Origin of the sequence: Octadecabacter ascidiaceicola, assembly GCF_900185015.1 — a bacterium.
GTDB lineage: Bacteria > Pseudomonadota > Alphaproteobacteria > Rhodobacterales > Rhodobacteraceae > Octadecabacter > Octadecabacter ascidiaceicola.
The window spans coordinates 219,378-239,033 of sequence record NZ_FXYD01000004.1; the positions used below are offsets into that span (position 1 = coordinate 219,378).

Sequence of the window (19,656 nt, forward strand, 5' to 3'; positions counted from 1 at the left end):
CCGGGTGCTGGACCCGGCGCCTGAAATACTATGGGTTGCGCCTGTTTTACAGTGCGCCGTCTGCGATGCGGATTTGGCGTGCGCGTGAAAGGATTGCATCCTCAATCGCACGGGTTGTTTCAGCGGCGGCAGGGCCGGAACGCGTCAGAAGCGAAACGTTCAATGACCGCGCATCAAGTGCAGGGTCAGTGATGTAGATCGTCGCGCGATAGGCGCGGCTGCCACCGGGTGGTGTGCCGTAGCCTAAGACGATAACGCCAGTGAATGGATCAACGGATTCAACAGGTAAGAAGCTAAGCACATCCAAAGACGCAGCCCAGAGGTAGCGGTTCACGGCTACGTTTTCGACGCCGCGCGTTCGTGATGCCTGTGATGTGCCAGCGTTGTCGTTGCCACCGCCGCCCAAACTGCCGATTGACCCGAATGGATTGCTGCCGGAAAGGCTGCCTGATCCGCCGCACGCAGAAAGCGTGGCAATCAAGCCAATTCCAAAAGTCATGCGAATGCGTTTCTTAAATCCGGTCACAGGATCGCCCTTTGCGCTTTTTGCTTAGCAAATGTGTAGCGAAGGGGGGCAGGTGCCACAAGACCCGAGGTTGATGCGAACCGGAGAGTTTCTTGTCTAACAAATAAAAAGGGCGGCTCCCGAAGGAACCGCCCAATCTTTAGATAACTTCAGGTTCAATTAGAACGCGAAGGAAATCTCAACAGTTGTACCGTGCTTCAGCTCGTAGCCACCGAATGTGTCGATGTCATCGGAAGTAGCTGTCGCAGCGTTGTTGCTGTCAGCGAAGGAAGCAAGAACAGATGCGCCGCCACCGAGGTCGTATTCAGCAACTACGTAGTTAGCGAAGTCGTTGTCTGTAACGCTGCTACCATCGATCATACCAGCAGTAATTACGAGGCCGTTGCCGACGTCATAAGAACCCTGCAGAGCGTACTCATCGTTGCCACGGTCGTCGTTGTAGTATGCTGCAACAGATACTGGGCCAGAAGCGTAAGCAACAGAAACACCCATTGCATCGTTAGCAACGCTTTCCATTACGTAGTAAGCACCCAATGTGATGTCGCCGACTGTGTAGCCAACTTCAATACCAGTGGAGTCTGTACCAGCAGTAGAGTTTTCAGCGTAAGCAAGCTCAACGTCGAAACCAGCTACGGACGTCTGAGCGAAGAGACCGAGAACTTCAGCGTCAACGTAGTCGCCGTTAGCTACAGAACCAGAAACGCCGCCAAAAAGACCGGATGCTTCTTGGTATGCCATACCAACTGTGAAGTTGCCGAATGTACCAACAACACCCAAGGACAGCTGTGTGAAGTCGTCGTCAGCTTCTACGCCATTGTCGTCTGCAACTGCATAAGACACGGATGCATCTACGTTTCCGAAGGACAAGTCGCCACGAAGAACGATTTCGTCGGAAGCATCGGAGAAGTTGTCGGCGCCCATGTCACCAGCAGACTGCCAGTGTGTTTCTGCTGCGAAGTCTGTAACACCGAAGTGCAGGCCAGCAGTGTCGGAAGACAGGGACATTTCCCAGTCATCAAAGTTGACGTCGGTCCCGTTAGGGCGGCCGTTTTCGTCAATGATGTTCAGGTCAAAAGACGCAGCAGCTGTCAGGCCGTTGTCGAGAGCTTGGGAAAGCCCAACATCGACACCAGCGTCGTAGTAAAAGCCGTCTTCGACGTCGTCATTGTAACCAACAGTAACATCACCTGTAAAGGAGACTTCAGCAGCAGCGGCGCCAGCGAAGGCGACGAGAGCTGTAGATGCGAGAAGCATGTTTTTCATTGTGTAATTCCTCGTGTTTGCATTCTTCGAGAATGCCAGTTCAACTAGCATTGAAGGGTGTTTGCGCCCAAAGCTTTGCACACTCAAGGAAATTGGCCACTCAAAACCGTCCTGCTGGAGAAATGATGCAGACGTGCCACACACCCTTATACCGTATTATGGCCATGACAGCCCTTAGATAACGGCCTATGTCAAAGTGAAACACAAAACACGCCGATTTATCAGGAGGTTGCTATGGCCCTGCAAGATATCAAGGACCGGATCAGTTTAGCGGAAGAGAAGGCAAGACGCGTTGCGGGAAGTACCCAGCTTATCGCCGTATCCAAGGTACAGCCCAACGAACGCGTCCAAACGATTCTCGAACAGGGGCACCGTGTGTTTGGTGAAAACCGTGTGCAGGAGGCTGCAGGTAAGTGGCCAGCATTTCGTGAGCAGTTTGAGGGAATCGATTTACACCTCATTGGCCCGCTGCAAACCAACAAGGCACGCCAAGCGATGGAACTTGCACAGTCTATCCATACTTTGGACCGCGCCAAGCTCGCAAAAACATTCGCGCGCTTGGCGCAAGAGATCGGGAATTGCCCTGACCTCTATATACAGGTGAACACGGGCGCGGAGCCGCAAAAGGCCGGCGTGTTGCCAGCGGATGCGGATGCATTTGTGGCTGAGGCAATTGCAATGGACCTGCCCGTGCGTGGTTTGATGTGTATTCCACCGGTTGATGAAGACCCTGCATTGCATTTCGCAATGCTTGGTAAAATCGCGGCCCGCAATGGGCTAACTGGTCTGTCGATGGGGATGTCTGGTGACTTTGAAACCGCAGTTGCCCTTGGGGCGACCCATGTGCGCGTCGGGTCCGCAATCTTTGGGGACCGCGTGCCGCCAGGGGGCTAAAGCACGATAAGGCGTGATTTAGGTAATAAGCGTGGTGTGATCCATGTGAGGTCCGCAGGTCGTAGTCCAATGCACCCTTCCGTTGGGTGGCCCGGTTTGCGCCAGCGGTGAATGAAAATCGCTGATCCACGGTCTTTTACGGCATTCGGCCAGTTCCAATCCGTCAGAATGACAAGGTTGTATAAAGGGTCCGAGCGGCGCAGTTTTTCGTGGCTGTATATATAGGGCGCTTGAACCATCTGATTATAGTCGGGCTGGGACGGATCATCTGACCACAAATCACGCGGGCGAATTGGCTTTGCACGACTGGTGGGTTTCTCAACCCTATCTGCGCGAAACAACACACCGACAATCTTGTGCGTGCCACGCGGCGTTGCCCCGTCCCCCTCCATTTTATGATCACTCAGGCCGCCTTTGCCAATTGAGCAAGGAAATTTGCGGTTTAGAAAACGTAAATGGGTCGGGGTGACGACAAGATCAGTGGGTTTCATACCACGAGATTGAGCAGAACTGAGCGGGTTGTTCAAGCAGCCCCGCAGCGCCTAGTGTGCACCAAAGGGGAGCGGTATGCCAACAATTGTTATTGGGACCACGCTGTTGGCAGCTTTGCTGCATGCCTGTTGGAATGCGCTCGCAAAAGGGGCCGCAGACAAACACCTGAGCATGGCGGGCGTTATAATCGGGCATTTGCCGCTTGCTGTTGTCGGGTTGTTTTTCGTTCCAATGCCGGATTTGGCATGTTGGCCGTATTTGCTGGGGTCGTTGTTGTTTCACTTTGGCTATCAGGTGTTTTTGCTGAATTCCTATCGCATTGGCGATCTAACACAGGTTTACCCTGTTGCACGTGGGATCGCGCCGTTGATCGTTGCGATGGTGTCTGTGTCGTTCCTGAACGTTATCCTTGGCTGGCAAGAAGTTATGGCCATTGTCTTGATTGGCACAGGGTTACTGTCACTTGGCCTTGTGCGTGGGCACGGCGGCGTGAGAAACCACAAAGCGGCGATGCTTGCGGCGATTACGGGGTGCTTTATTGCCGGATATTCACTGGTGGACGGGCTTGGCGCGCGTGTCGCGGGCACGGCTGTTGGGTTCTACGGGTGGTCCGCCATAGGAAACGCATTCGTCTTCACGCTGTATATGCGCGTAGCCAAGCCAGGAACGTTGTCGCGGCTGTGGACTGAGGGGCGATTTGTGCTGATCGTGGGCGGGTGTGCGTCTTATTGCGCTTACGTTTTGGTGGTATGGGGGTTCATGCAGGCGCCAATCGCGTTGGTGACGGCCTTGCGCGAGACATCCATTATATTCGCGTTGTTCATTGGCGTGTTCTTCATGGGTGAACGATTGGACCTGTTTAAGGTCGGGTCGACATTCCTCACGCTTATCGGCGCGATCTTACTTCGGTTTGCCCGCTAAAGAAGGTGGCCGGATTTGCTGGCTTTGGTCGCTAAATAGGCTTGGTTGTGACGATTTTCCCCAACTCTAAGCGGCACACGCTCTGTCACGTCTAAACCGCAGCTTTCCAGCTTTGCGATTTTGGCGGGATTGTTTGTCAGCAAACGAACTTGCGAGAACCCCATTTTTTGCAGGATTTCCCCGCCAATGCGAAAGTCACGTTCATCATCGGCAAATCCAAGGCGGTGATTTGCCTCAACTGTATCGAAACCTTGATCCTGCAAGGAATAGGCACGCATCTTATTGGCAAGTCCAATGCCGCGCCCCTCTTGATTCAGATACAAAAGGACGCCGGCGCCTTCAGACCCCATTTGCGCCATTGCGCCGCGCAGTTGCGGGCCGCAGTCACATTTAAGGCTGCCAAGCACATCGCCAGTGAAACAGGCGGAATGCAATCGCGCCAGGACGGGTTTGCCGCGATCAGGATGACCGATTTCAATTGCATAGTGTTCCTCACCACCGTCATCGGGGCGGAAAATGTGAACACGCCCTGCCTCAGATGCGTCCATGGGAAGACCGGCGTGAACAACACGTGTTAGGGGACTTGCCTCGGGATCAGAAATCGCATCGGTGGACACGAGCGTTAAGTCATTCGCAGCGGCGAAGCTTTTGGGGTCTAAAACGGGTGCACAAAGAACGGACGGCAGCAATTGCGCTGACTTCGCGAGAGAAATAGCCGCGTGGACGGGCCCAGCTGGGCCATCGCGTAAAGTTTTCAGTGGACCCTTCATGGGATGATTAAGATCATCAGCGGGGTCTGCAATTGAACGCGCCCAAGTTACGGTTGCGAAACTGGGCAGCGCGATGCGGGCGATGTCACCATCATATGCATGCGCCTTAAGCGTGTGGGCGCGCCATCCTGTGATTGCAAGGACTGGATCAGGGCCGATTGAGCGAAGGCTATCAAACCTGTCCTTCGTTAGCGTTTCAACGGCGAGTATGACCAATCCGCTCGACATAACGACAGGCACACCCGTTCGCAAATCTGCGCGGGCGCGGGCTAGGCGTTCAGTTGTGTCCGGTGCGAATGTCATAAATAGCCTCAAATTACTGCAATCGAATACCTGTAAGTGCGGGAAATTGAAACAATTACCCCTCATTCGACACGACGGCGTGAGAAGTTGCCATAAAACTTGTGTGAACAAGTATCTCAACACATCTAGGATGCAACGAAGGAGATACCAGTAATGGCACAACTCAAGAAAATTCTACTTGTCGACGATGATGAAGATCTGCGCGAAGCGCTTGGTGAACAATTGCTTATGACCGAGGACTTTGATGTCTTTGAAGCAGGCAATGGCGCTGAGGCAATGACGAAAGCCAAAGAAGGGCTTTATGACCTTGTAATACTGGACGTCGGTCTTCCTGATACGGACGGACGAGAGCTGTGCCGCCTGATGCGCAAACAGGGCGTGAAATGCCCTGTGGTTATGCTGACGGGCCATGATGGGGATAGTGATACGATCCTTGGTCTGGATGCCGGTGCGAATGATTATGTGACTAAACCGTTCAAGTTCCCAGTGCTTTTGGCCCGCATCCGCGCCCAGCTGCGCACGCATGAGCAGTCTGAAGATGCCGTATTCACGCTTGGGCCTTACACGTTCCAGCCGGCGCAAAAGCTGTTGGTTACCGAAGACGAGAAGAAGATTCGTTTGACCGAGAAAGAGACGAATATCCTGAAGTATCTTTACCGCGCGACCGAAGGCGTCGTGGCGCGGGACGTTCTTTTGCACGAGGTTTGGGGCTACAACGCTGGCGTTACAACTCACACGCTTGAGACGCATATTTATCGACTGCGTCAGAAGATTGAGCCAGACCCAAGCAATGCGCGTTTATTGGTAACAGAAAGTGGCGGATATCGTCTCGTTGCTTGATACAGATCAAGGCTTTGCCTGTTGATGCAGGCTAGCCAGAAGAAGTTCCTAATTGACGGGGTTTCTTCACTTTTTCCCTGTTGGACTTGCCCCGGCCTTAGTTGGTCGGGGCTTTTTTATTTGTGCGGCTGGAAAGTGGGGCGCTGCCCCGTCCTTCGAACTCCCCGGGATATTTGAGAAACAAAAGCAAATGGGACGCGAGAAGGGATGGACCTTGAGGGGTTGTCCTGTTCCAGTGGCGCTAAGGGAGAATTGGCATGAAGATTGAACCGTTTGGCGTAGAGCAGTGGATGAATGCTTGGGAAACCAAGTGTGAGTTGAATTTGGCTGAGACGTGCGTGGCGTCTTTGACGCTTTCGGAATTGATGCAGATGGCGGGGGCGACGCAACAGATGCCAAGTGAGTTGGCGGCTATGCAGATGACCTATGGCGAGATTCGCGGATCAACCCGATTGCGTGGGCTGGTGGCAGGGATGTTTGCTGACCAGAGCGCCGGAAATGTGCTGATTACCCATGGGACGATTGGGGCGAATCACTTGGTTTATCAGACGCTTGTCGGTGCTGGGGATCATGTCGTTGCCGTGACGCCGACGTATCAACAACACACAGCAATTCCGCGGTCTTTAGGCGCCGAGGTGACCGAAGTGGCGTTAAGTGAGGCGGGCGATTGGTTGCCGGATTGGGATGCTGTTGCCGCAGCAGTTACGCCGGCCACTAAGGTTATTGCGCTGACTAATCCGAATAATCCGACGGGCGCATTGATTGAGCGCACGGGGTTGGAGCGTGTTGCCGAGATTGCGCGATCTGTTGGCGCCTGGGTTCTGTGTGATGAGGTTTATCGCGGGACTGAGCAGGGTGATCCTGTGCCGTCTATCGTTGATGTCTATGACAAAGGCATTTCTACGGGTTCGACGTCGAAGGCATTTTCCCTAGCGGGGTTACGGTTGGGATGGATCGTGGGGCCGGAAGAACTGCTTGATGCGTGTGAAATTCACCGTGATTACACGACGATTAGTGTCGGTATGGTCGATGATTATTTCGCGGCGATGGCGATTGAGGCCAAGGACGTGATTTTAGAACGTTCGCATGACATCACGCGCGGCAACCTTGAAATCTTGGACGCATGGGTGCAGGGCGAGCCTAAGGCGCGGTATGTAAAGCCGAATGCGGGGACCACAGCGTTCGTGGTGCTTAATCTGGATATTTCGTCGTATGATCAATGTGTTGCGCTGTTGAAAGATACTGGCGTTATGTTTACGCCGGGGTCGGCGCTGGGCGTTGAGGGTTATGTGCGGATCGGGTTTGCATGTTACCCGCAAGTTCTTAAGGAAGGGTTAGAACGGGTGTCGCAGTGGCTGGCAAAGCAACCTGCGGCCAGTTAGAGTCCCGTAAAATCAGGAGAATTTCATGTCATTTACGCTAGCTACTTGGAACATCAACTCGGTTCGTTTGCGCGAGGGTTTGGTTGCGCGGTTGATGACGGAGGAAGCGCCGGATGTGCTGTGTTTGCAGGAGTGCAAAAGCCCTGTTGAAAAGATCCCGTTAGAGCAGTTTCACGCCCTTGGTTACCGCCACATGGTTGCCCGTGGGCAGAAGGGGTACAACGGCGTTGCGATCTTTTCAAAGATGGCGATTGAGGAAGTGGACGCACAAGATTTTGCGTCCCTCGGCCACGCCCGCCACATCGCGGGGCGGTTGGAAAATGGCGTAACGGTTCACAACTTTTATGTGCCAGCTGGCGGCGATAAACCAGACCGTGAGGTCAACGAAAAGTTCGGTCAAAAGCTCGACTATCTATCTGAAATGCGGGACTATTTTAACGCAGATAAGCCCAAAAAGGCGATCCTTGTTGGGGATTTGAACATCGCGCCGCGTGAAGACGATGTTTGGGATCATAAGAAGCTTTTGAAAATCGTGAGTCACACACCTGTGGAGGTCGAGGCACTTGCCGAAACACAGGCAGCTGGCGATTGGGTTGATGTGACCCGCGCGGACGTGCCCGAGGGTAAGTTATACAGCTGGTGGAGCTATCGCGCGAAGGATTGGGATGCGGCCGATAAGGGGCGTCGTTTGGACCATGTTTGGGCCACGCCTGATATCTCAAATTCTGCCCATTCGAGCCGTGTAATTCGCGCTGTTCGCGGGTGGGAGCAGCCCAGTGACCATGCGCCAGTTTTTGCGACGTTTGATCTATAAATTGGTGTGTCACACTCCGTACACAATGCGTACACAACCTGTACATACCGCGTATGTACAACTGGCACTTGGACTTTGGTGCGCGCTTGCCCATATAGACGCAAACGAGATGCGCTAATTCGGAGACGAAAATGATTGAGCTTGGTGGCGAACAGCAGTCCGCGGTCGCGGATGATTTGATTAAGGACGTAAACGAAGACACGTTCATGCAGGACGTTGTTGAGGCGTCTAATGAAGTTCCGATCATCGTCGATTTTTGGGCTGGATGGTGTGGCCCGTGCAAAACGCTTGGGCCGAACTTGGAAGCTGCCGTTAAGAAAGCCGGCGGGCGGGTGAAGATGGTGAAGGTCGATGTGGACCAGAACCAAGCCATCGCTGGCCAGTTGCAAATTCAATCCCTACCGACGGTTTATGCGTTCTTTAACGGCAAACCTGTTGACGGGTTCCAAGGAGCATTGCCACCAAGCGAAGTTGAAGCCTTTGTGAACAAGATCGCCGAAATGGGGCCAGAGCCGGACAACGGGTTGGATGACGCGGTAGAAGCGGCGGAAACCATGCTGGCGGATGGCGATTTCGCGGATGCGGTTGAGACGTTCTCGGCGATTTTAGAAGAAGACGGTATGCACGCAGGGGCAGCAGGCGGTCTGATCCGCGCGCATCTTGCGCTTGAGGATCTGGAAAACGCGGAAGCCGTGTTGAATGGCGTTCCGGCAGAATTGCACGACGCACCCGAAGTTGAAGCGGCGCGCGCGACATTGGAATTGGCTAAAAAGGCCGCCGATGCTGGCCCCGTTGCTGAATTGATGGCAGCGGTTGAGGCGAATGGTGATGATCACCAAGCGCGCCTTGATCTAGCGGTTGCGCTGCATGCATCCGGTGACAGCGAAGGCGCTGTTGAGCAGTTGCTCGAGAGTTTCCGCCGTGATCGCGAGTGGAATGATGGTGCGGCCAAGGCGCAGTTGTTTACTGTATTTGAAGCGCTTAAGCCCACTGATCCGGTTGTTTTGAACGGACGACGGAAACTTTCATCAATGATATTTGCCTGATGCGGCGATCGGTCTAGGCTGGCGGTATGACAAAGCCAAAAGACCTTCCTTCGGTAGTTCCGGTTTTTCCTTTGCCTGGTGCGCTGTTGTTGCCGCGTGCGCAGCTGCCGTTGCACCTGTTTGAACCGCGTTATCTGGCGATGCTGGATGACGCGCTAAAGACAGATGCGCGGATGATTGCGATGGTGCAGCCGAATGATGGCGTTGATGTCGAAGACGCGCTGCACAGGATTGGTTGCGCGGGCCGTGTTACGGCGATGTCTGAGACCGAAACGGGTGGTTACATGATCACGCTGACAGGTGTGTCCCGTTTTCGTATTGAGGAAGAAGTTGACGGGTTCACTCCTTATCGCCGTGCGCGCGTGAACTGGGCAGGATTTGAGGACGATCTGGGTGAGGCACAAACGGACCCAGACTTGGACCGTGCAGGCCTGACGGATTTGCTGAAACGGTTCTTTGATGACCGCGACCTAAGCACCGATTGGGGCAGCATGAATGAAGCGGAGCCGGAATTGTTGATCAATTCCCTGTCGATCCTTTGCCCGTTTGAACCAGAAGAGCGTCAGGCGTTGCTAGAGGCGGATACATTGAAAGCGCGGCGGGAAATGCTGGTGACGTTGATCGAATATGCGCTTCATGGCGGAAATGAGCAGAAGGTGATGCAATGACACAAAGCGACGAGCGCAAGTTTGACCCGAAGATGCTAGAGGCCCTGGTCTGCCCGCAATGTCAGGGGCGGTTGAGTTTTGATGCGGAGGCACAGGAATTGATCAGTGCCGTTGCGCGTTTGGCCTATCCAATTCGGGGCGGTATTCCGGTGCTGTTGATCGACGAAGCCCGCGTGATCAACGAGGACTAGCGTTTCATTAGGTTTGGCAAGTCACCGGTCAAACCCGCGGCTTCGCGGATGAATTTGCGGCGTAGGTTTGGGGCAGCATTGATTACGCCCATGCCAACATCGCGGACCGCACGCAGCAGTGGGTTGTCATTTGAGAACAGGCGGTTGAATGTGTCTGTCGCGGCGGCGAGGGTTGTGGTGTCAAAGCGTCGCCATTGCTCGTATCGGGCGAGAACGGCTGCGCCGCCGATGTCTTCGCCGCGTTGTTTGGCGTCTGACAGGACGTCCACAAGTGCCGCGACGTCGCGTAGGCCAGCGTTCAAGCCTTGTCCAGCAATCGGGTGCACACCGTGGGCAGCATCCCCGATCAGTGCGATCCGATCTGCGATAAAACGATTGGCTAAGGTGAGGTTCAGCCGGTAGCTGAAACGTTTGCCCGTGAGGGAGATATCACCCAAGAAATCGCCGAACGCAGGGCGCAATGCGTCCAGAAAATCGGCATCGTTCATATCCATGATTTCAGCAGCGCGGGCGTCGGTTTCGGACCATACGATGGAGCAACGATTGCCCGGTAACGGCAAAATCGCGAGCGGGCCTGAAGGCATGAAGAACTGGTGCGCGATGCCACCGTGCGGCTTTTCATGGTCCAAGGCGCAAACGATGGCTGTTTGACCATAGCCCCAGCCGGTGCGTTTGATCCCCGCACGTTCCGCAGTTCCTGAGGCACGCCCATCCGCGCCAATCACCAGTTGCGCAGTGAGGGTCTTGCCGGAGGCGAGGGTCACGCTGCCTGCGGATTGCGCCACGACGGTTTCGCCAGATAGCTGTGTAATTTTGTCGTTCGCGTCCATGCCCGCAAGCAGGGTTTGGCGCAGAAAGCGGTCTTCGCACATGTAGCCCATGGGGCCTTCTTCGATTTCGGCATGATCAAAATGCAGCATCCACGGGGCCGGACCTTCGCCAGCACGGCCGTCGGTCACTTTGATTTCCAGCATAGGTTGCGCGTGGTCTGCGACATCGCCCCAGATGCCGATGTTTTTGAACAAACGCATAGAGGCGAGGGCAAGGGCATAGGACCGCCCGTCAAAGTCAGACAAGCTGCGCGTCGGGGCGGGCAAGGTGTCGATCACTGTGACGCGAAGCCCTATCTGAGCCAGCGCGAGCGCGAGTGTGGGGCCGTTTAAGCCGCCACCAACAATGGCGATATCTGTATCGGTTTTCATAAGGCGCAATATGGCCCGTCCTGCGGGATTGTCCATGCGTGAGATGGTCGCTACCGTCCGCCCAAAGGAGACGTGCAATGAAAGACTGGCTTTGGACAGCGGCGGCAGATTTAGGGCGTGGAATTGAGACCGGAGAGATTGATCCGGTTGATCTGTGCGAGGCCTATTTGGCCGCGATTGATGCGCATCCATTGCGGGACCGGATCTATGCGCGTGTGACGCATGATCGTGCGCGGGCTGAGGCGAAGGCGGCGTCTGTGCGCGCCAAGGTAGGGCAACGGTTGTCGCCGCTGGATGGGGTTCCGATCAGTTGGAAGGATTTGTTTGATACGGCTGGTGTTGCAACCGAAGCTGGAACGAAACTCATGGAAGGTCGGGTGCCTGAACGCGATGCAGAGGTACTGCGCGTGGCGACGGGTATGGGACTGGTGTGTTTGGGCAAAACGCATATGACCGAAATAGCGTTTTCGGGCCTTGGCTATAATCCGGTGACCGCGACGCCGCCCTGTGTGAACGACGAAGCGGCGGTTCCGGGCGGGTCGTCATCTGGTGCGGGGGCGTCCGTGGCGTTTGGACTGGCGGCGGCAGCGATTGGGTCAGACACCGGTGGGTCCGTGCGTATCCCGTCGATGTGGAATGATCTCGTTGGTCTCAAAACAACGTTTGGGCGTTTGCCCGTTGATGGGTCCGTCGCGTTGTGTTCTGAATTTGATACCGTCGGGCCGTTGTGCCGATCCGTGGAAGATGCGGCATTGGTGTTGAACGCGCTGGAAGGCGGGTCGCCCGTTGACCTGAAAGGCGCGTCGTTGAAGGGAATGCGGTTTGCCGCGTTGCAGACCGTTGTCATGGACGACATGCGCGAGGTGCCTTTGTCTGGATATCAAGACGCGGTGGCTAAGTTAGAAGCGGCAGGCGCTGAAATTGTGCCGCTGGAGGTGCCTGAGCTTACACGGGCTTTTGAGATGTCTGGCCCGCTTTATACGGCGGATGCCTATGCCAATTGGCGCGATTTGATCGAGCGGGATGGCGACAAGATGTATTGGCAGATCTACAATCGGGTGATTGCTGGCAAAGAGGTCTTGGCCCATGATTTCCTCGCGCTTTGGCAAGAGCTGCGCGGTATTCGGGCGGATTACGCGACTGCCACAGCGGGTTTTGATGCCGTGTTGTGCCCCGGATCGCCGATCATGCCGCCAAATTGTGAAAAACTGGCCACCGATGAGGACTATTACCTTTCCGAGAACCTATTGGCGCTGCGCAATACGCGGGTTGCGAACCTTATGGGGCTCGCGTCGTTGGTATTGCCGACGGGGGTGCCGTCGGTTGGGATCATGTTGAACGTGGCAGAGGGCGATGATGCGCGTTTGCTGCGGATTGGGGCCGCTGTTGAAGCTGCGCTGGCCTAGAGCAATTTGCGTTTCAACTGTAACGAAAATCGCTGCCTCGCGCTTTGCGCGAACGCGTTTTCCGTTACACGATGACAACATGAAAAACGCAAATTGCTGAAAAGCCACACAAGTTACCGATAAAGCGTCCTTTTTCTGGACAGTGGGACTCCTGTCAGGCTACTTTGGGCGAAAGCGACCCGTTAATGAGGTCGTAGTTTGAGGCAGTAATGACGTACCCCGAGCGGTTTTCGAACCTACCGGCCTATGCGTGGCCGCGCTTGCGCGCTTTACTCGACGTCCATGAAGCGGGCGGCGAGCCTGTAAATATGACTATTGGCGAGCCTCAGCATCCGTTCCCGAATTTCGTGCCCGACGTGTTGGCACAATCCGTCGGCGAATTTGCGAAATACCCAACAAATGAGGGCGCGCCAGAGCTTTTGGCGGCGATTTGCGGATGGGTCACGCGGCGCTATTCAGTTGATATAACGCCGGATCGTGTGATGATATTGAATGGCACGCGTGAGGGTTTGTACAACGCGGCGATGGCGCTTTCACCGGAAGTAAAGAACGGCAAGCAGCCTGTCGTGCTGCTGCCGAACCCGTTTTACCAAGTTTACGCGATTGCGGCTTTGTCGGTGAACGCCGAACCTGTGATGGTGCCTGCGACGGCTGAAAGCGGGCATTTGCCGGATTACGCCGCCCTTGATCCTGAAATTTTGGACCGTACGACGATTGCTTATATTTGCAGCCCCGCGAACCCTCAGGGCGCTGTGGCGGATCGCGAATACTGGGCGCAGCTTATTGCGCTTGCTGAAAAGCATGATTTCAAGATTTTCGCGGATGAGTGCTATTCCGAGATTTATCGGGATACGCCGCCGATGGGTGTTCTTGAGGCGGCAGCCGACACTGGATGTGATCCTGAACGCATTGTTGCGTTTCATTCGTTGTCAAAGCGCAGCAACCTTCCGGGCTTGCGGTCCGGCTTTGTTGTGAGTGGACCCAAGAACACCAAAGAGATGCGTCAGTTGCGCGCCTATGCGGGTGCGCCGCTTCCTATGCCGATCCAGCGCGTGTCGACGCGTGTGTGGTCTGATGAGGGGCATGTGATCGAAAACCGCGCGCTGTACCGTGCGAAATTTGACGCCGCAGATGCGATTTTTGCTGGCGTGAACAGTTATACCTCACCGGAGGCAGGGTTTTTCCTGTGGCTTCCAGTGGAGGATGGAGAAACCGCAGCGTTGAAGCTGTGGAAAGAGAAGGGTGTGCGGGTTTTGCCCGGCGCCTACCTGAGCCGTCCCGACCCAAGCGGTGACCCAGGCTCAGGATATATCCGGGTGGCACTGGTCGCCTCAATAGAAGAAACGCAGCGCGGTTTGACCCAAATCCGCGACTGTTTGTACACGTGAGGAACGGCAAAATGGCATCGTATCAGACCCGACAGAGAGACCCACTTTTGGATAGCTCTACCCAAGCTGCGATTGAAAAACGCGGGCGTGAGTTGGTGGGGATCGGCCTGTTTGTTGCTGGTCTGATGGTCGCTATGATGCTGTGGTCTTATGCAGCCGATGATCCGAATTTCATGTCCGCTACGGATGCCCCTGTTCAGAACTGGCTGGGTCGGCCAGGTGCGTCGTTTGCCGCGGCGCTGTTTATGATCGTTGGGTATGCGTCTTGGATGGTGCCGACGGTGCTGATGGCTTGGGGCCTACGTTTCACGCTGCATCGTGGGCAGGAACGCGCATTGGGTCGCGTGATTTTTGCGCCCATCGCGATTGCCGTATCTGCGATTTACGCCGCGACGTTGTCGCCCGGTGCTGGCTGGGACGAAACATTTGGTCTGGGCGGTCATTTCGGTGACATGATCCTGTCGATCCTGCTGACGATCTTGCCGTTTGGCGCAACGTTTAGTGTGAAACTGATGTCCTTTGTAATGGGCTTGGGTGTCCTTGCGCTTATGGCGTTTGCACTGGGTTTTACGATACATGAAATCAAACGCTTGGGCCGTTTCCTGTTGGTTGGTCTTATCGTTGCCTATTCCGGGCTTCTAAAGCTTTTGGGTCAAACTGCGTCCGCTTCCTACAGGGGTGCGCAGGCGTTTGGTGCAAAGGTTCAGGAACGCCGCGAGTTGTCGCGTCAGGAAAAAGAAGAATATGAAGCCGAGCTGGAAGCAGCGCGCGCTATTCCAACGCCTTCGATTGCGCAGGAAACTGCACGTGTAGCAGCTGTTGTTCGTGCGAACCCTGTCATGCCAACACGTTACGAAGACTTTGATCCGATTGAGGGTGCTGAACCGGCGGTTGCGCCTGCTGCGCCTGCGCCGTTGGCCGCGCCCGTGCGCCATGCGGAGCCTGAGCAAAAGCAAGGTTTGTTTGCGTCTGTGTTCAAGCGTGCGGACCCGATGCCAGAGCCTGAGTTGATCGAAGAACCCAGCATGGAAGGGGATGTTCCGCCTGCGGATACCGATCGTATTTCCGCGCGTATCGCCAATGCCGTGCGGTCCCGTTCCGGTCAGCCGCAAGAAGTACAGATCGCCACGAAACCGGGTGTTAACCCTGCGATCACAGCCGCGATTGCCAGCCGTATGGAACAGCCACAAGACGCCCGTGTTGAGCCGCCTGTTGAACGCCATACTGGCCCGCGCCCATTGGTGTTGAACACCGAGCAAAAAGCAGCCCTTGAAATGGCCGCCCCTACTGAGGCACCAATGGCAGAGTTCGTTGAAGATTACGTTGAACCGGCGATGGAATACGCATCTGTTGACGTCGCGCCGATGGCCGCGCCAGCCGCCACGTTCACGCCAGCGGCTGTACCTGTTCCTGAGGCGAAAGCGGTTGTGCAATACCCTACACGCAAGGCCCCGCAACCGTCGCGTCAAGCGAAGGCAGAAGCGCAGCCAGCGCTGAAATTCGAAGACAAACGCCCAGAATACGAAATGCCGCCTCTTAGCCTTTTGGCATCTCCATCTGGAGTGAAGCGTTATGTGTTGTCTGATGAAGCCCTCGAAGAAAACGCACGCATGTTGGAAAGCGTGTTGGACGACTACGGCGTCAAAGGCGACATCGTCTCTGTTCGCCCGGGCCCTGTTGTCACCATGTACGAGCTTGAGCCTGCACCCGGTTTGAAAGCGAGCCGTGTTATCGGTTTGGCCGACGATATTGCACGTTCGATGTCCGCATTGTCAGCGCGTGTATCTACAGTTCCAGGTCGTTCGGTGATTGGTATTGAACTCCCGAATGAACACCGTGAAATGGTTGTTCTGCGTGAAATGATTGCCGCGCGCGATTTTGGTGACAGCAATATGAAGCTGCCGTTGGCCTTGGGTAAAGATATCGGTGGTGAGCCGATCATCGCGAACCTTGCCAAGATGCCTCACCTACTGATCGCGGGTACGACGGGTTCTGGTAAGTCTGTGGCGATCAACACCATGATCTTGTCGTTGCTTTATAAGCTGTCGCCGGAAGAATGCCGGATGATCATGATTGACCCTAAGATGCTGGAACTGTCGGTTTATGACGGCATCCCGCACCTGTTGTCGCCTGTTGTGACAGATCCGAAAAAGGCCGTTGTTGCCTTGAAATGGGTCGTCGGTGAAATGGAAGAGCGTTACCGCAAGATGTCCAAAATGGGCGTGCGTAACATCGACGGGTATAATGGTCGCGTGAAAGATGCGCTTGCCAAGGGTGAGCAGTTTAACCGCACCGTTCAGACAGGGTTTGATGATGACACGGGCGAGCCGATCTTCGAGACGGACGAGTTCACACCAGAGGTTCTGCCCTACATCGTCGTTATCGTCGACGAGATGGCCGATTTGATGATGGTCGCTGGTAAAGAAATCGAGGCCTGCATCCAGCGCCTTGCACAGATGGCGCGTGCGTCGGGTATCCACCTTATCATGGCCACACAGCGCCCGTCGGTTGATGTTATTACCGGTACGATCAAGGCCAACTTCCCAACGCGGATTTCGTTCCAAGTGACGTCCAAAATCGACTCGCGCACCATTTTGGGTGAGCAAGGCGCGGAGCAACTGCTTGGGATGGGTGACATGCTTTATATGGCGGGTGGTTCCAAAATTACCCGCGTGCATGGGCCGTTCTGTTCCGATGAAGAAGTCGAAGAAATCGTCACCTACCTTAAGGCTTATGGCCCACCTGAATACATGAGTGGTGTCGTCGAGGGACCTGCCGAAGATAGCGCAAGCAATATCGATCAGGTGCTTGGACTTGGTGGGAACACAGATGGCGAAGATGCGCTTTATGATACGGCGGTGGCGATTGTTGCCAAAGATCGCAAATGTTCGACGTCCTACATCCAACGCAAACTGGCGATTGGCTATAACAAAGCCGCGCGCTTGGTTGAACAGATGGAAGACGAAGGAATTGTGTCCGCTGCGAACCATGTTGGCAAACGCGAAATCCTTATTCCCGAACGCCAATAACGCACCGCTTTTGCTCTGCCTTTGTTTCGTAAATATCCCGGGGGGGCGCGTAGCGCGGGGGCTGGCCCCCTCCGGGATTTCGGGTGATGGGCGCATTGTTAACGGATAGCAGTTAGCATGATATCGCTTAACGCGCTGCGATGCCGGAAGTTTATCTCATCCAAGGGTGCAAAACCCTGCAACCCAGCTTAGGTATGAGATATGAATATGATTACACGTCGACTTTGTCTTTTGGCTGTCCCCCTCGCGCTTGCAGGGCTTGCGGCTTCTCCGACATCAGCCCAGCAGCTTTCGCTTGGGCAGGTGTCCAGTTACCTGAACTCGTTTACCAGTGCCGAAGGTGAATTCACGCAGATCAATGCTGATGGCACGATCTCTACGGGGACCATTTATATCAAGCGCCCGAACCGTGTACGGTTTGAGTATAACCCACCAGAAGAATCGCTGGTCGTCGCCGGTGGTGGCCAAGTCGCGATCTTTGACCCGCGTTCTGACACGGGGCCGGATCGGTATCCTCTGAACCAGACGCCGCTCAAGATTATCCTTGAACGCAACGTCGATCTGACGCGCACCAATATGGTGACAGGCCACACAAGTGACGGCACGACAACGATCGTGACTGCACAAGATCCGGATCATCCCGAATATGGCAGCATCCAGATGGTGTACACGTCCAACCCGGTTGAGCTTCGCCAATGGATCGTGACGGATGATACAGGTCAGCAGACCACAGTTATTCTGGGTGACTTGGCCAAGGATGGGAGGGTGCCAGACATCCTGTTCAACATCCAACGAGAGATGCGCAACTGGGGGAACTAACCCCGTTTCAACACGCACCAAAACATTAGAAACAACAAAGCGCGCCCTGTTAAGGGCGCGCTTTTCAATTGGATCACGCTAGGTTTAGCGGAACTGGCGGCACGTGCGCAGTTGGGCGTCGTACATCACGGCGCGGTCGCGAACTTCACCGGCAATGCGGATTAACCACGGTTTTGAACGGTACGTCCCGCGCCGCCAACCTGTGCGCCCGTCGTGATAGGCAAGGTATTGGTTGTAGGTGTCGTTCAGCGGGATGCCGTTTTCACGTACTGTTGCCGCCATATACCAACCCATGAAATCTGTCGCATCGGCGATATTGGTCCGGCTGACCCCGCGGCCACCTTCTTGGTCAACGTATTCCGCCCACGTGCCGTTCAACGCTTGGCTATACCCAAGAGCGGAGGATTGGCGCCCTGTTGGGATAACACCCAATGCATAGGTGTGCGGGGGGCGGTTGTCGGAAATGAATTTACTTTCCTGATAAATCATCGCCATCAGGACGTGGGTTTCGACACCCCAGTTGCGTTCAGCCTGTTTGAAGGCGCGCACGTAATGCGGGCGCTCTATTAGAATGGAACAGGCGTTGTCTAGATTGCGCGGCGCAGAACCGTCTCGGGCGCCGCAGCTTCCCAAGATTAACAGTAGTACGCAGGCGCGAAAGAGTTTGCTCATATGCCTCATCGCTTATTTATTAGTTTTATTGAGGCCAGTTTAGCGGAAGTCGCCCCATCTGGGAACCGGTTTCACGCGGGATTTAGATCACAAATGCGAGGATGAGCGGTAAAGTGACCACTGACATCAGCGTTGAAACAACAACCAAACCCGCAACGCTGTCTGAATCCGCGCCGTATTTTTCTGCCAATAGGTAGGAGGTCACGGCGACAGGTGTCGCGATCTGGACGATCAGTACTGCCAGCGCTACGGGTTCCAAACCGAACCATAGCCCGACAACAGCCGCGCAGGCTGCGCAAATTGCGTATTTCAGTGCAGCAAGAAGGGTCGCAAGGCCGAGGGCGTTGGGTTTGAGGCGAGCAACGGCAACGCCGAGGGTGATGAGCATCATCGGGATCGCCATCTGCCCAATCAGTTCTAACGCGTTGGTTAGGAAGGTCGGGGTTTGCCAGCCTTGCCATAGGAACAACGCCCCAAAAAGGGTCGCGCCGACCAGTGGTTCCTTGATGACTTTGAGGAGGGACCCGCCATCAGACACCAGCCAAATTCCAAACGTAAAGCTGAGGATCGCCATCACCGCAAAGACAACAACGGCATAGCCAAGGCCGACGTCGCCAAACGCAAAGAGCGCCAGTGGCAGGCCAAGGTTTCCGGTGTTGCCAAAGATGAGTGGGGCCAAAAATGTGCGCCGATCCAACCGCCCTGCTAAGACAAGTAGCCACATCGCAGCGGTAACCAATCCATAGGCAACAAGGCTGGCCAAAGACAGTGTCGCAAGTGCCGTTGCGTCAACCTGTGTCCCCATAAGGGCCGTGAAAATCAGGCAGGGAACAGACAGTGTCATCGCGAATCTTGTCACGAATTCAACGCGATACTCGTACCCTAGCTTTACCCAAGCAAAACCAACGGCGGCCAAAAGAAAGACCGGAGCAACGATTTCCAAAACGGTCAGGGCAAGGTGCACAGTTTGTTTCCTAAATTTTTGCCGAGTTTGCATGGACTCAAGGGTGTGAGTTTGTCTAGTAACCCG

19 protein-coding genes are annotated in these 19,656 nt (G+C 55.0%); 12 read left to right on the forward strand and 7 right to left on the reverse strand.

Annotation, left to right across the window (positions count from 1 at the left end):
* Positions 1-46: 46 nt before the first annotated feature.
* A complete protein-coding gene (locus OCA8868_RS12935; protein ID WP_093997000.1) occupies positions 47-526 on the reverse strand; it encodes a DUF3576 domain-containing protein in 480 nt (159 codons plus the stop codon).
* A 159-nt stretch (positions 527-685) separates the two neighbouring features.
* The gene (locus tag OCA8868_RS12940; RefSeq protein WP_179214856.1) at positions 686-1,789 is read right to left on the reverse strand and encodes a porin; all 1,104 of its coding nucleotides are present in this window, start codon (positions 1,787-1,789) and stop codon (positions 686-688) included.
* Positions 1,790-2,023: 234 nt separating this feature from the next.
* Here OCA8868_RS12940 and OCA8868_RS12945 point away from each other — a divergent pair, with 234 nt between their 5' ends.
* A complete protein-coding gene (locus tag OCA8868_RS12945; RefSeq protein WP_093997002.1) occupies positions 2,024-2,683 on the forward strand; it encodes a YggS family pyridoxal phosphate-dependent enzyme in 660 nt (219 codons plus the stop codon).
* On the opposite strand, the gene OCA8868_RS12950 is transcribed toward OCA8868_RS12945, so the two are convergent.
* Positions 2,680-3,174, reverse strand: coding sequence for a L,D-transpeptidase family protein (locus OCA8868_RS12950; RefSeq protein ID WP_093997003.1), 495 nt, complete (start codon positions 3,172-3,174; stop codon positions 2,680-2,682). The two genes, OCA8868_RS12945 and OCA8868_RS12950, sit on opposite strands and share 4 nt — an antisense overlap.
* A 76-nt stretch (positions 3,175-3,250) precedes the next feature.
* Here OCA8868_RS12950 and OCA8868_RS12955 point away from each other — a divergent pair, with 76 nt between their 5' ends.
* Entirely contained in the window at positions 3,251-4,096 is an 846-nt protein-coding gene (locus OCA8868_RS12955; RefSeq protein WP_093997004.1) for an EamA family transporter, read from the forward strand.
* On the opposite strand, the gene ribA is transcribed toward OCA8868_RS12955, so the two are convergent.
* Positions 4,093-5,169: a GTP cyclohydrolase II gene (ribA, locus tag OCA8868_RS12960; RefSeq protein WP_093997005.1), complete on the reverse strand. Its 1,077-nt coding sequence runs from the start codon at positions 5,167-5,169 to the stop codon at positions 4,093-4,095. The genes OCA8868_RS12955 and ribA overlap by 4 nt on opposite strands.
* Positions 5,170-5,322: 153 nt before the next feature.
* Here ribA and OCA8868_RS12965 point away from each other — a divergent pair, with 153 nt between their 5' ends.
* The 6 genes from OCA8868_RS12965 (at position 5,323) to OCA8868_RS12990 (ending at position 10,110) form a co-directional block, all read left to right on the forward strand.
* Entirely contained in the window at positions 5,323-6,009 is a 687-nt protein-coding gene (locus OCA8868_RS12965; protein WP_093997006.1) for a response regulator transcription factor, read from the forward strand.
* Positions 6,010-6,266: 257 nt separating this feature from the next.
* A complete protein-coding gene (locus tag OCA8868_RS12970; protein WP_093997007.1) occupies positions 6,267-7,391 on the forward strand; it encodes an aminotransferase in 1,125 nt (374 codons plus the stop codon).
* Positions 7,392-7,416: 25 nt separating this feature from the next.
* Positions 7,417-8,205, forward strand: coding sequence for an exodeoxyribonuclease III (xth, locus tag OCA8868_RS12975; protein WP_093997008.1), 789 nt, complete (start codon positions 7,417-7,419; stop codon positions 8,203-8,205).
* A 131-nt stretch (positions 8,206-8,336) separates the two neighbouring features.
* Positions 8,337-9,251 (forward strand): thioredoxin family protein, encoded by a 915-nt coding sequence (locus tag OCA8868_RS12980; protein ID WP_093997009.1) that lies wholly within the window; start codon positions 8,337-8,339, stop codon positions 9,249-9,251.
* 26 nt (positions 9,252-9,277) lie between these two features.
* On the forward strand, positions 9,278-9,919 hold the full coding sequence (locus OCA8868_RS12985) for an LON peptidase substrate-binding domain-containing protein (RefSeq protein WP_093997010.1): 642 nt from the start codon (positions 9,278-9,280) through the stop codon (positions 9,917-9,919).
* Positions 9,916-10,110, forward strand: coding sequence for a Trm112 family protein (locus tag OCA8868_RS12990; RefSeq protein WP_093997011.1), 195 nt, complete (start codon positions 9,916-9,918; stop codon positions 10,108-10,110). The genes OCA8868_RS12985 and OCA8868_RS12990 overlap by 4 nt, the downstream gene beginning before the upstream one ends.
* On the opposite strand, the gene OCA8868_RS12995 is transcribed toward OCA8868_RS12990, so the two are convergent.
* On the reverse strand, positions 10,107-11,348 hold the full coding sequence (locus OCA8868_RS12995; RefSeq protein ID WP_093997012.1) for a UbiH/UbiF/VisC/COQ6 family ubiquinone biosynthesis hydroxylase: 1,242 nt from the start codon (positions 11,346-11,348) through the stop codon (positions 10,107-10,109). The two genes, OCA8868_RS12990 and OCA8868_RS12995, sit on opposite strands and share 4 nt — an antisense overlap.
* 41 nt (positions 11,349-11,389) lie before the next feature.
* Here OCA8868_RS12995 and OCA8868_RS13000 point away from each other — a divergent pair, with 41 nt between their 5' ends.
* The 4 genes from OCA8868_RS13000 to OCA8868_RS13015 all read left to right on the forward strand — a co-directional run bounded on the left by OCA8868_RS13000 (position 11,390) and on the right by OCA8868_RS13015 (position 17,954).
* Positions 11,390-12,718 (forward strand): amidase, encoded by a 1,329-nt coding sequence (locus OCA8868_RS13000; protein ID WP_093997013.1) that lies wholly within the window; start codon positions 11,390-11,392, stop codon positions 12,716-12,718.
* Positions 12,719-12,927: 209 nt separating this feature from the next.
* Complete coding sequence (locus OCA8868_RS13005) at positions 12,928-14,106, forward strand: aminotransferase class I/II-fold pyridoxal phosphate-dependent enzyme (RefSeq protein ID WP_093997014.1); 1,179 nt, start codon at positions 12,928-12,930, stop codon at positions 14,104-14,106.
* Positions 14,107-14,117: 11 nt separating this feature from the next.
* The gene (locus OCA8868_RS13010) at positions 14,118-17,135 is read left to right on the forward strand and encodes a DNA translocase FtsK (RefSeq protein ID WP_093997015.1); all 3,018 of its coding nucleotides are present in this window, start codon (positions 14,118-14,120) and stop codon (positions 17,133-17,135) included.
* Positions 17,136-17,336: 201 nt separating this feature from the next.
* Positions 17,337-17,954: a LolA family protein gene (locus OCA8868_RS13015; protein ID WP_093997016.1), complete on the forward strand. Its 618-nt coding sequence runs from the start codon at positions 17,337-17,339 to the stop codon at positions 17,952-17,954.
* Between the two features lie 84 nt (positions 17,955-18,038).
* Here OCA8868_RS13015 and OCA8868_RS13020 read toward each other — a convergent pair whose 3' ends face one another.
* A complete protein-coding gene (locus tag OCA8868_RS13020) occupies positions 18,039-18,626 on the reverse strand; it encodes a transglycosylase SLT domain-containing protein (protein ID WP_093997017.1) in 588 nt (195 codons plus the stop codon).
* Between the two features lie 82 nt (positions 18,627-18,708).
* The gene (locus OCA8868_RS13025) at positions 18,709-19,590 is read right to left on the reverse strand and encodes an AEC family transporter (protein WP_093997018.1); all 882 of its coding nucleotides are present in this window, start codon (positions 19,588-19,590) and stop codon (positions 18,709-18,711) included.
* Positions 19,591-19,656 lie beyond the last annotated feature (66 nt).